At 73.0% G+C, this 11,334-nt stretch carries 13 protein-coding genes; 1 reads left to right on the top strand and 12 read right to left on the bottom strand.

Annotated elements, in window-relative coordinates:
• Positions 1-153: 153 nt before the first annotated feature.
• The 12 genes from JS756_RS07460 to hisI form a co-directional block, all read right to left on the bottom strand.
• On the bottom strand, positions 154-885 hold the full coding sequence (locus JS756_RS07460; protein ID WP_205382195.1) for a VIT1/CCC1 transporter family protein: 732 nt from the start codon (positions 883-885) through the stop codon (positions 154-156).
• Positions 886-1,293: 408 nt separating this feature from the next.
• The gene (lgt, locus tag JS756_RS07455) at positions 1,294-2,397 is read right to left on the bottom strand and encodes a prolipoprotein diacylglyceryl transferase (protein ID WP_205382194.1); all 1,104 of its coding nucleotides are present in this window, start codon (positions 2,395-2,397) and stop codon (positions 1,294-1,296) included.
• 132 nt (positions 2,398-2,529) lie between these two features.
• On the bottom strand, positions 2,530-3,306 hold the full coding sequence (locus JS756_RS07450; protein ID WP_205382193.1) for a DsbA family protein: 777 nt from the start codon (positions 3,304-3,306) through the stop codon (positions 2,530-2,532).
• A gap of 116 nt (positions 3,307-3,422) precedes the next feature.
• Positions 3,423-4,241, bottom strand: coding sequence for a tryptophan synthase subunit alpha (trpA, locus tag JS756_RS07445; protein WP_205382191.1), 819 nt, complete (start codon positions 4,239-4,241; stop codon positions 3,423-3,425).
• Positions 4,238-5,521, bottom strand: a complete 1,284-nt coding sequence (gene trpB, locus JS756_RS07440) for a tryptophan synthase subunit beta (RefSeq protein ID WP_205382189.1) — start codon at positions 5,519-5,521, stop codon at positions 4,238-4,240. The genes trpA and trpB overlap by 4 nt, the downstream gene beginning before the upstream one ends.
• A gap of 338 nt (positions 5,522-5,859) precedes the next feature.
• Positions 5,860-6,033, bottom strand: a complete 174-nt coding sequence (gene trpM / locus JS756_RS07435) for a tryptophan biosynthesis modulator TrpM (protein WP_205382188.1) — start codon at positions 6,031-6,033, stop codon at positions 5,860-5,862.
• Positions 6,034-6,057: 24 nt separating this feature from the next.
• Positions 6,058-6,867, bottom strand: coding sequence for an indole-3-glycerol phosphate synthase TrpC (gene trpC / locus JS756_RS07430; protein WP_205382187.1), 810 nt, complete (start codon positions 6,865-6,867; stop codon positions 6,058-6,060).
• Between the two features lie 120 nt (positions 6,868-6,987).
• Complete coding sequence (locus tag JS756_RS07425; protein WP_205382186.1) at positions 6,988-7,434, bottom strand: DUF2752 domain-containing protein; 447 nt, start codon at positions 7,432-7,434, stop codon at positions 6,988-6,990.
• A gap of 82 nt (positions 7,435-7,516) precedes the next feature.
• Complete coding sequence (locus JS756_RS07420) at positions 7,517-7,771, bottom strand: HGxxPAAW family protein (RefSeq protein WP_205382185.1); 255 nt, start codon at positions 7,769-7,771, stop codon at positions 7,517-7,519.
• Between the two features lie 203 nt (positions 7,772-7,974).
• Positions 7,975-8,637, bottom strand: a complete 663-nt coding sequence (locus tag JS756_RS07415; protein ID WP_205382184.1) for a TIGR02234 family membrane protein — start codon at positions 8,635-8,637, stop codon at positions 7,975-7,977.
• 71 nt (positions 8,638-8,708) lie between these two features.
• Positions 8,709-10,202: an anthranilate synthase component I gene (locus tag JS756_RS07410; RefSeq protein WP_205382183.1), complete on the bottom strand. Its 1,494-nt coding sequence runs from the start codon at positions 10,200-10,202 to the stop codon at positions 8,709-8,711.
• A gap of 11 nt (positions 10,203-10,213) precedes the next feature.
• Entirely contained in the window at positions 10,214-10,612 is a 399-nt protein-coding gene (gene hisI / locus JS756_RS07405) for a phosphoribosyl-AMP cyclohydrolase (protein ID WP_205382182.1), read from the bottom strand.
• Between the two features lie 81 nt (positions 10,613-10,693).
• On the opposite strand from hisI, the gene JS756_RS07400 reads away from it, so the two are divergent.
• Complete coding sequence (locus JS756_RS07400; RefSeq protein ID WP_205382181.1) at positions 10,694-11,329, top strand: TIGR03085 family metal-binding protein; 636 nt, start codon at positions 10,694-10,696, stop codon at positions 11,327-11,329.
• The last annotated feature ends 5 nt before the right edge of the window (positions 11,330-11,334 follow it).

Here is an 11,334-nt window from a genome sequence, read left to right as displayed (position 1 = left end):
ACCCGAGGGCGGGGCGGGCATCTTCGCCCGTCCCCTGGGTGCGCCGCAGGCGTCATTGCCCACAGCGCTTACGGCTCATGCCCCGCGGTCACGCAGTCGAAACCAACGGGTAACGGGCTACTTATGCGGCCCCTCGCATAAGTAGCAGCCGGGTCATCCTACGGCGGTTCCGAACAGGGTGCCCAGGGCGTACGTCACACCGGCCGCCGCACCACCGAGGGCCAGCTGCCGTACACCACTGAACCACCAGGACCGCGCGGTCACCCTGGCCACGACCGCACCGCACAGGAAGAGGCCGAACAGCGCGAGCAGCACGGCAGGCCACAGGACGCTCGCGCCCAGCAGGTAGGGCAGGACGGGCAGCAGGGCGCCGAGCGCGAAGGACCCGAAGGACGACACGGCCGCGGTGAGCGGCGAGGGCAGGTCGCCGGGGTCGATGCCCAGTTCCTCGCGGGCGTGGATCTCCAGGGCCTGTTCAGGGTCGTGCGAGAGCTGGCGGGCCACCTCGCGGGCCAGGGCCGGCTCCACGCCCCGCGCCTCGTACAACGCCGCGAGCTCGGCCTCCTCGTCCTGGGGGTGCCGCCTCAGTTCACGCCGCTCGACGTCCAGTTCCGCCTCGACCAGCTCACGCTGCGAGGCGACGGAGGTGTATTCGCCGGCCGCCATGGAGAAGGCTCCGGCGGCCAGACCCGCGAGCCCGGTCAGCACGATGGCGTGCCGGCCGACCGCGCCGCCCGCGACACCGGTCATCAGGGCGAGGTTGGAGACCAGGCCGTCCATCGCACCGAAGACGGCCGGACGCAACCAGCCCCCGTTGACGTCGCGGTGCGTGTGGTTGTCGCGGTGCGCGACGTGCAGCGCGGCTTCGGTTTCGATGATGGCCATACGAGCCCCCAGGAAGCTAAGGCAAAGCTAAGTTTGGACGTGTTCTACTTTTCGACTACGCAGAATCTATGTCCTCACCCGGCCCCGCGCCAGCAAGGAGAGGCTGGGCTAACCTGCGGTTTTACCCACTTGCGCTCGCCTGGGGGACATCATCCGCACAGGCGCCGTCGAACGAGGGCGACCCGTGAACACCTTCCCGAGGACCGGCCCGGCGCCCCCGTCCCGCACTCCCCCGGAGCCCGTGGCCGACCCGACCCGGCACCCGCTCGCGCCGGGCCGGCCCGGACGGCGGCGCGAGACAGGCGGCCACCGCCGCCGAGCGACCGCCGGACTCCTCTCGGCCACCGCGGACGCGACCGAGGGCGCCCGGAAAGGATCCGGGCGCCCTCGTCGCCGTGCAGCGGGCCGTCAGGCCTTCTTGGTGGCCGACTCGGCCGCGTCCTTCTTCCCGCCGGAGGCCTGCGCCTCGGCACCCACCGTGTGAGAACCGGCCTCGCCGGCCTCGTCCGAATCGTCGGCCTTCTCGTCCTTCTCGGGCTCCTGAACCGCGGGGTCGGGCCCGGCATCGGTGCCGGAGCCACCTTCGGTCCCGGAAGATGCCTCGGCTCCGGCGGCCGCATCGGTCCCGGACTCCGCATCGGTCCCGGGCTCCGCGTCCGCGTCGCGCTCCGCGCCGGCGTCGCCGTCGGCGGCCTGCGCGCCCGGCTCGACCACGGCCTCGCGGCCCGGCCGCTTCTTCGCCGACACCACCAGGTACAGCACCGCCAGCAGGAACACGCCCAGCGCGGTCCAGTTGTTCAGACGCAGGCCCAGGATGTGGTGGGCGTCGTCGACGCGCATGTACTCGATCCAGAAGCGGCCCGCGCAGTACGAGGCGACGTACAGCGCGAAGGCCCGGCCGTGGCCCAGGCGGAAGCGGCGGTCGGCCCAGATGACGAGGAGGGCGACGCCCACGCACCACAGCGACTCGTACAGGAAGGTGGGGTGGTAGTAGCCGGGCACCCGGCCGTCCGCCGAGGACGTGATGTGCAGCGCCCAGGGAAGGTCGGTCTCCCGCCCGTACAGCTCCTGGTTGAACCAGTTGCCCCAGCGGCCGATCGCCTGGGCGAAGGCGATGCCGGGCGCCACGGCGTCGGCGTACGCGGGCATCGGGATGCCGCGGCGCCGGCAGCCGATCCAGGCGCCGAGCGCGCCGAGGGCGACGGCACCCCAGATACCGAGGCCGCCCTCCCACACCTTGAAGGCGTCCACCCAGTCACGGCCCTCGCTGAAGTACAGCTCGTAGTCCGTGATCACGTGGTAGAGCCGGCCGCCGAGAAGGCCGAAGGGCACGGCCCAGACCGCGATGTCGGCCACCGTGCCGGCCCGCCCGCCCCGGGCGATCCAGCGCTTGTTGCCGAGCCAGACGGCAACGAAGACACCGATGATGATGCAGAAGGCATAGCCGCGCAGCGGAACGGGGCCGAGGTAGAGAACCCCGCGCGACGGGCTGGGAATGTAGGCAAGTTCCATGGCAAGGTCGACGCTACCGTGCCGGGCCGGGCCCACGACGGGCAGCCCGGCTACGGGTCCATAACGGGGCGGTGAGAATCACAGCCGTGCGCCTTACCCCCTCTTCCGTTCGTCCGTACTCGCCGCCGCTTGTCACCTCTTTGCGGCGTCCTGCACCATCTGCTTCAGCTTCGCCGGGGTCATCGACTGGTCCTCGTAGATGTTCTTGCCGTTGAGCAGGACCGTGGGCGTGCCCTGGAAACCGCTCTTCTGGAAGGCCTGGTTGGACTTGGCGACCCAGCTGTTGTGCCGGCCGTCCTCCACGCAGGTCCGGAAGACGGGCGTGTCGAGCCCGTCGACCTTGCGGGCCAGCTCCAGCAGCGTGCTGTTCTTCGCGAAGGCGTCGTCGGTCTCCGGCGGCTGGTTCTCGTAGAGCACGTCGTGGTACGGGGTGAACTTGCCGGCGTCCTGGGCGCAGGCCGCGGCGTTGGCCGCGTTGCGGGAGCCCGTGCCGCCCATGTTGCCGTCGATGATCGTGGCCAGGTGGTACTGCACCTTCATCAGGCCGGAGTCGGTCAGCTCGTGGATGGTGGAGCGGTACGCCGTCTCGAAGGCCTGGCAGGCCGGGCAGCGGAAGTCCTCCCAGACCGTGAGTGTGGACGGCGCGTTCTCCTTGCCCACCGGGATGGTCAGGTCGTCCTCGCCGGTCGCCCCGGAGGGCGCCACGACCGGGCTCGCGGAGTCGCTGCCGCTGTCCTTGCCGGAGTTCGCGGCGATCACGCCGATCACCGCCGCCAGGCCGAGCACGCAGACCACGGCGCCGCCCACGATCAAGGCCCGTCGTCGCTTCTCCGCGGCCTTCTGCTTCGCACGCTCCGCGGCCAGCCGTTCACGCGCGGTCCGCTTTCCCTCACGGTTCTTCTCGCTCACACCCCGCAGAACGAACCGGGGAGGCGCAGCGCGCCTCCCCGGCCCCAGGTCCACCCGTACGAGTGACCGACGGTCAGGGTCCGCGCCCAGGCCTGCGGCGCGGGCCCTGCCCGGCGTCACGCCTGTCCGCGCACGCCCTTCGCCAACTCGCCCGCGAGGGTGCGGACGGCGTCGAGGCCGGCCGCGTGGTCGGAGGCGTCCAGCATCCGCTTGACGAAGGCGGACCCGACGATCACGCCGTCGGCGAAGCCGGCGACCTCGGCGGCCTGGGCACCGTCGGAGACGCCGAGGCCGACGCAGACGGGCAGGCCGGTGCCGGTGGCGCGGGTGCGGCCCACCAGGTCCCGGGCCTGTGTGCCGACCGACTCACGGGTGCCGGTGACGCCCATCAGGGAGGCGGCGTAGACGAAGCCGCTGCCCGCCGCGGTGATCTCGGCGAGTCGCTCGTCCCTGCTGCTGGGCGCCACGACGAAGACGGTCGCGAGACCGTGCTTCTCGGCGTGCTCCCGCCACAGGGCGGACTCCTGCACCGGCAGGTCGGGCAGGATGCAGCCGGCTCCGCCGGCCTCGGCCAGCTCGGCGGTGAAACGCTCCACGCCGTAGCGGTCGATGGGGTTCCAGTACGTCATGACGAGGACCGGCTTGCCGGTGGCCGCGTGAGCCTCCGCGACCGTCCGCATGACGTCGGCGATCCGCACGCCGCCGCGCAGGGCGATGTCGTCGGCGGTCTGGATGACGGGCCCGTCGAGGACGGGGTCGCTGTGCGGCAGCCCCACCTCGACGATGTCGGCGCCGCCGTCGAAGACGGCCTTGACGGCCTCGATCCCGCCGTCCACGGTCGGGAAGCCGGCCGGCAGGTAGGCGATGAGCGCGGAACGGCCTTCGGCGCGGGCCGCCGCGATCGTGTCGGTCAGCAGCTGGATGTTCCCGCTCACCGGGCGTCCCCCTCGATCTCCGCGGTGTCGGCGGCGTCGGCCGCGACCTCGGCGTCGGTGTCGTACAGGCCGAAGTAACGGGCGGCGGTGTCCATGTCCTTGTCGCCGCGGCCGGACAGGTTGACGACGATCAGCCCGTCGGGGCCCAGCTCCCGGCCGACCTCCAGGGCGCCGGCCAGCGCGTGGGCGCTCTCGATGGCCGGGATGATGCCCTCGGTCCGCGACAGCAGGCGCAGTGCCTGCATCGCGGCGTCGTCGGTGACCGCGCGGTACTCGCCGCGCCCGGAGTCCTTGAGGTAGGAGTGCTCCGGGCCGATGCCCGGGTAGTCCAGGCCCGCCGAGATCGAGTACGGCTCGGTGATCTGGCCCTCGTCGTCCTGCAGGACGTACGACCGCGAGCCGTGCAGGATGCCGGGCTCGCCCGCGGTGAGGGTGGCCGCGTGCTCACCGGTCTCGATGCCGTGGCCGGCCGGCTCGCAGCCGATGAGCCGCACGCCCTCGTCCGGGATGAAGGCGTGGAAGAGGCCGATCGCGTTGGATCCGCCGCCGACGCAGGCGACGGCCGCGTCGGGCAGGCGTCCGGCGCGCTCCAGGATCTGGCGGCGGGCCTCCACGCCGATCACGCGGTGGAAGTCGCGGACCATGGCCGGGAACGGGTGGGGGCCCGCGACGGTGCCGAAGAGGTAGTGCGTGTGGTCGACGTTGGCGACCCAGTCGCGGAACGCCTCGTTGATGGCGTCCTTCAGGGTGCGGCTGCCCGACTTCACGGAGACGACCTCGGCGCCGAGCATGCGCATGCGGGCCACGTTGAGGGCCTGCCGCCGGGTGTCGACCTCTCCCATGTAGATCGTGCAGTCCAGGCCGAACAGCGCGCAGGCGGTGGCGGTGGCGACGCCGTGCTGGCCGGCGCCGGTCTCCGCGATGACGCGGGTCTTGCCCATGCGCCTGGTCAGCAGGGCCTGGCCGAGCACGTTGTTGATCTTGTGTGAGCCGGTGTGGTTGAGGTCCTCGCGCTTGAGGAACACCCGGGCACCGCCGGCGTGCTCGGCGAAACGGGGCACCTCGGTGAGCGCGCTCGGGCGCCCGGTGTAGTGGACGAGCAGGTCGTCGAGCTCGCGGGCGAACTCGGGGTCGTGCTTGGCCTTGTCGTAGGCGACGGCCACCTCGTCCACGGCGGCCACGAGGGCCTCCGGGATGAACGTGCCGCCGAACGCGCCGAAGTAGCCCTCGGCGCTGGGCACCCGGCCCTCCGGGTCGGGGACGAAGAAGTCGCTGGGCATGCGGAAACCTCACGGTGAGTACGGAAGAGACACCTGTCGCCGTGGGGGCGGGGTACGGCTGCGGCGCCTCGGGCCGCCTGCGGCCCGTCGCGCTCGCGCGGTTCGCCCTCCCCGGGGTCTGTCGCGCACGTCCCGTCGCCGGACGGGATGTTCACGCGGGCAGCCCCTGGGGCGTGTCTCGAATGTCGCGTCGGAACGGACCGCGGAGCCCGGTGCCGTGCATCGCACACCGCGGATCCGCCCCGTACCGGAGTACCGGGCCTACGCGGACGACTCCGGCAACGCGGCGAGGCGGGGTGCCGGGCGTCGCGGGCCCGGCGGGACATTCGACACACGCCCTAGCGGGCGTCCTGCCATCGGCGTCCGTTCACCTGTCCCGGCTCGTCACCGATCACGTACCGCACCCTGCGACCGTGGACCCGTCGCGCGGGCGCACGGCAGCCGCGGGGCCGGCAGCCGCGCGCGAGGCGGGCGTACGGGTCCCGGGTCACCAGGGTGATCGGACGGTTCATCGGCGTTTCCAGCCTACCGGGGATTCAGCCCCGGCCCTGGCGCAGCGCCGGATGCGCGCCCGCCGCCACCAGGTCCGCCACCGCCGCCTTGGGCTCCTTGCCGGTGACGAGGGACTCGCCCACCAGGACGGCGTCGGCGCCGGCGTTGGCGTAGGCGATGAGGTCGTGGGGGCCGCGGACGCCGGACTCGGCGACCTTGACGATGCCGCCGGGGATCTCGGGCGCGATGCGCTCGAACGTCCCGCGGTCGACCTCCAGGGTCTTCAGGTTGCGCGCGTTGACGCCGATCACCTTGGCGCCCGCGTCGACGGCGCGGTCGGCCTCCTCCTCGTCGTGGACCTCGACGAGGGGGGTGAGCCCGATGGACACCGCGCGCTCGATCAGCGACTCCAGGGCCGGCTGGTCCAGCGCCGCCACGATCAGCAGGGCGAGGTCGGCGCCGTAGGCGCGGGCCTCCCACAGCTGGTACGAGGTGACGATGAAGTCCTTGCGCAGCACCGGGATGTCGACCCGGGCCCGCACGGCCTCCAGGTCGGCGAGCGAGCCGCCGAAGCGGCGCTGCTCGGTCAGGACCGAGATGACGGCGGCGCCACCGGCCTCGTAGTCGGCGGCGAGGCCCGCGGGGTCGGCGATCGCGGCCAGTGCGCCCTTGGACGGGCTGGAGCGCTTGACCTCGCAGATCACGCGCACGCCGTCACCGCGCAGCGCGGCCACCCCGTCCTTGGCGGCGGGGGCCTGGGCCGCGCGCTCCTTGAGCTCGTCGAGGCTGACGCGCGCCTGCCGCTCCGCGAGGTCGGCACGGACTCCGTCGATGATCTCGTCGAGCACACTCACGCGAGCGGCCCCCTTCCGGACGGTGGGAAACCCAATGGTCACTGCGATGGTATCCGGAGGAGGGCTCAGTCCCCGCATCCGGTTGACGGCGGTCCCACTGGCTGGACATTCCGCAGGTCATCAGGGGTGGAGCCAGGCGCCGAACGGCAGGTTCCGGACAACGGTGAAGACCAGCACCAACGCCCCCAGCGTCCACAGCTGCACCGGGGTGAGATCGATCCGCATCGGGCGCCCGCGCGCCACGCGGACCACCCAGACGGCCCACAGCACCGCGAAGAGCAGATAGCCGGCGACGGCCGGGGCGTTGTCGTGCAGGGCGGCCGAGAGGTCCCCGTGCACGACGGCGTGGGCGCTGCGCAGCCCGCCGCAGCCAGGGCAGTAGATGCCGGTGGAGCGCAGCAGCGGGCACGCCGGGTAGTGGCCGGGTTCGTTGGGGTCGACCGCGCCCACGTAGGCGAAGGCCGCGGCGACGGCCGCGAGCACGGACAGCGGCGCGGCGAGCCGCCGCAGCGCGGTCCCGGGCACGTGGGCTGCTGTGGTGCTGCTGTCGGCGTTCACGTCTCGCATTCTGCCCCGCACGGGCCGCACACGCGCGCGAGGGGCGGACCGGACGCGTGCGCGCCCGGTCCGCCCCTCGCGGGGGTCGCGGTCAGCTCTGCGGAACGGCCGCCTCGCGGACGGCGGCGCGCTCGGAGGTGACCAGCGGCTGCGCCTTGGGCGCGCCGAGTCCCATGGTCCGCATGATGCCGCCGACCACACCACCGAGGAGGACGACGGCCGTGCCGGCCCAGAAGCCGACCGGTTCGGCCATCACCACGAAGGCGCCCGCGACGCAGAAACCGATGAAGGAGATGATGACACCGGTCCAGGCGGCCGGGGTGTTTCCGTGGCTGGTGCCCGCCATTGCTTGCTCCTCATTGCCGTGTGATTGCCGTGCACGCGTGTCGCGCGTGTCACGCCACATGTCGTACGGGTCCGAGCCCTGCGCTCAGTCCGCTTCCATTCTCCCGCACGCGCGCGGATGCGGTGAGCGGGGGTGGCCGCCGTGCGCCGGGCCGGGCGCCGCCGTCGGTCTCCCGCCCGCTTCGGGACGCGCCGCCGGGGACGCTACGGCCGGCCCGGGGCCGGATCGGTGCCGGTCGGGTCCTCGCCGCGGTCGAGGGCCTTCCACAGCTCCTCGGGCCGCTCCGGGTCGGTGGGCCGGGCGCTGCGGCGTGGACGGGGGGCGCCGCCGCGTTCGTAGCGTCCGGACATGCCGGGCCACTGGCGGCCGTAGCGCAGGGCGAGCAGACCGGCCAGGAGGATGAGCAGGCCGCCCGCGGCGGCGACGTAGGGCCAGGCCGTATGGCTGAGGGCGCCGACGGTGGCCGAGGTGTCGCCGGCCGCCTGGGCGGCCTTGTCGTCGAGGGCGGCGCGGTCGGCGGCACCGATCAGGGCCGCGGCGGCGATGCCGGCCCCGGACAGGGCGAGGAGGGCGGCGACGAGGACACGGCCCGCGCGGCGGACGGCGAAGACGGCGACGAGGGCGGCCAGTCCCACTACGGCGAGCGCCGCGGGGACGCCGGTGACGTCGCTGCCCCTGGCGGTGAGGGGGAAGGCGCCACCGGCCACCGTCGCGGTGCCCTGCGCCCACTGCTGCCGGGTCGCGAGCAGGGCCACGGCCGCGCCGAGGGCGCCGAAGAGGAGGGCCAGGGCGAGGCTGCGGCGGCCGGACCGGCTGGGGGCGGCGGCGTCGGATCGGGGGTGGGGTACGGCAGTCACGTCCTCCACTATCACCCGAACCCCGGGCCGTACGTCACCCGGGGCTCACGTGATCCGCGCCCCATTGCCGCTCGGGACGCCTACCCGCCCAGCCGGTTGGCGGTGTGCACGGCGCGCAGGACGGCCGCCGCCTTGTTGCGGCACTCGGTGTCCTCGGCGACCGGGTCGGAGTCGGCGACGATGCCGGCGCCCGCCTGGACGTACGCGGTGCCGTCGCGCAGCAGGGCCGTGCGGATGGCGATGGCGGTGTCGGAGTCGCCGGCGAAGTCGAGGTAGCCGACGCAGCCGCCGTACAGGCCGCGCCGGGAGGGTTCGAGTTCGTCGATGATCTGCATGGCGCGCGGCTTGGGGGCGCCGGAGAGGGTGCCCGCGGGGAAGCACGCCGTCAGGACGTCGAAGGCGGTGCGGCCCTCGGCCACGGTGCCGGTGACCGTGGAGACGATGTGCATGACGTGCGAGTACCGCTCGACCGACATGAAGTCCACGACCTCGACGGAACCGGGTTCGCAGACCCGGCCCAGGTCGTTGCGGCCGAGGTCGACCAGCATGAGGTGCTCGGCGCGTTCCTTGGGATCGGCCAGGAGTTCCTCGGCGAGGGCGTTGTCCTCCTGCGGGGTCGCGCCGCGCCACCGGGTGCCGGCGATGGGGTGGACCATGGCCCGCCCGTCCTCGACCTTGACCAGGGCCTCGGGCGAGGAGCCGACGACGTCGAACGCCCCGTCCTCCCCGTCCGGGAACCGGAACAGGTACATGTACGGCGAGGGGTTGGTGGTCCGCAGGACCCGGTAGACGTCCAACGCGCTCGCCCGGCACGGTGTTTCGAAGCGCTGCGAGGGGACGACCTGGAAGGCCTCGCCGGCACGGATGCGCTCCTTGACGTCCTCCACGGCCCGCTGGAAGTCGGGGCCGCCCCAGCGGGCGGTGTAGTCGGGCAGCTCGGAGGGCGGCAGGACGGCCGGTGGCTGGGCGACGGGGCGGGACAGGTCGGCCTGCATCGTGTCGAGCCGGGCGACGGCGTCCGCGTACGCCTCGTCGACACCCGTGGCCAGGTCGTTGTGGTTGATCGCGTTGGCGATCAGCAGGACCGAGCCCTCCCAGTGGTCCATGACGGCGAGATCGCTGGTGAGCAGCATGGTCAGCTCGGGCAGCCCGAGGTCGTCGCGCTCGCCGGGGCCGATCTTCTCCAGGCGCCGCACGATGTCGTAGCCCAGGTAGCCGACCATGCCGCCGGTGAACGGCGGCATGCCCTCCTGGTGCGGGGTGTGCAGGGCCTGGAGGGTGGCGCGCAGGGCGGCGAGCGGGTCGCCGTCGGTGGGGACGCCGACGGGCGGGGTGCCGAGCCAGTGCGCCCGGCCGTCGCGCACGGTGAGGGCGGCGGCCGACCGCACGCCGACGAAGGAGTAGCGGGACCAGGAGCGGCCGTTCTCCGCCGACTCCAGCAGGAAGGTGCCGGGGCGCTCGGCGGCGAGCTTGCGGTAGAGCGCCACCGGGGTGTCGCCGTCGGCGAGGAGCTTGCGGGTGACCGGAATGACGCGGCGGTCTACGGCCAGCTTGCGGAACGTCTCTAGGTCCATGGCCGCAGACCTTACTGACCGGAGTCGGTCGTACCCGAATCGCCGCCGTCCCGGTGCAGCACGTCGGCGTCGAAGCAGGTGCGCGCGCCGGTGTGGCAGGCGGCGCCGACCTGGTCGACCCTGACGAGCACGGTGTCGGCGTCGCAGTCGAGGGCGACGGACTTCACCCACTGGTAGTGGCCGGAGGTGTCGCCCTTGACCCAGTACTCCTGCCGGCTGCGGGACCAGTACGTGCACCGGCCGGTGGTCAGGGTGCGGTGCAGCGCCTCGTCGTCCATCCAGCCCAGCATCAGCACCTCCCCGGTGTCGTACTGCTGGGCGATGGCGGGGAGGAGCCCGTCGGTGCTGCGCTTGAGGCGGGCGGCGATCGCCGGATCCAGCCGGCTGGACGGAGGGGGCGTGCTGGTCATGGGGTCATTGTGCCGTGCGGCACCGGTGGGAGGGCCCTGTGTCCACTGGGCGGACCTGCTACGCGGTCGTAGGCTGACTGCATGTCGACCTTCGCCCAGCGTGAACGTCTCCTCTTCGCCGATCTCCTGGAGACCGCGGGTCCAGACGCGCCGACCCTCTGCGAGGGCTGGCTGACCCGCGATCTCGCCGCGCACGTGGTGGTGCGCGAGCGCCGCCCCGATGCCGCCGGCGGCATCCTGATCAAGCAGCTCGCCTCCCGCCTGGACAAGGTGATGCAGGAGTTCGCGGCCAAGCCGTACGAGGAGCTGCTCCAGCTGATCCGCACCGGCCCGCCGCGTTTCTCGCCGTTCCAGCTCAAGCAGATCGACGAGGCGTCGAACACGGTCGAGTTCTACGTCCACACCGAAGACGTGCGCCGGGCCCAACCGGACTGGACGCCCCGCGCGCTCGACCCGGTCTTCCAGGACGCCCTGTGGTCGCGGCTGGAGCGCAGCGCCCGCCTGATGGGCCGCGGCGTCCCGACCGGCCTTGTCCTGCGCCGCCCGGACGGCCAGACCGCGGTCGCCCGCCGCGGCACGCCGGTCGTCACGGTGACCGGCGAGCCGTCGGAGCTGCTGCTGTTCGCCTACGGCCGGCAGAGCGCCGCCAAGGTGGTGCTGGAGGGCGACGAGGACGCCGTCGCCAAGCTGCACGAGGCCAAGGCCCTCGGCATCTGACGCGG

Origin of the sequence: Streptomyces actuosus (assembly GCF_016921115.1) — a bacterium.
Taxonomy (GTDB): Bacteria; Actinomycetota; Actinomycetes; order Streptomycetales; family Streptomycetaceae; genus Streptomyces; species Streptomyces actuosus_A.
Note: the sequence above shows the minus strand (reverse complement) of the source record. Positions and strands in the feature narration are given on the sequence as shown.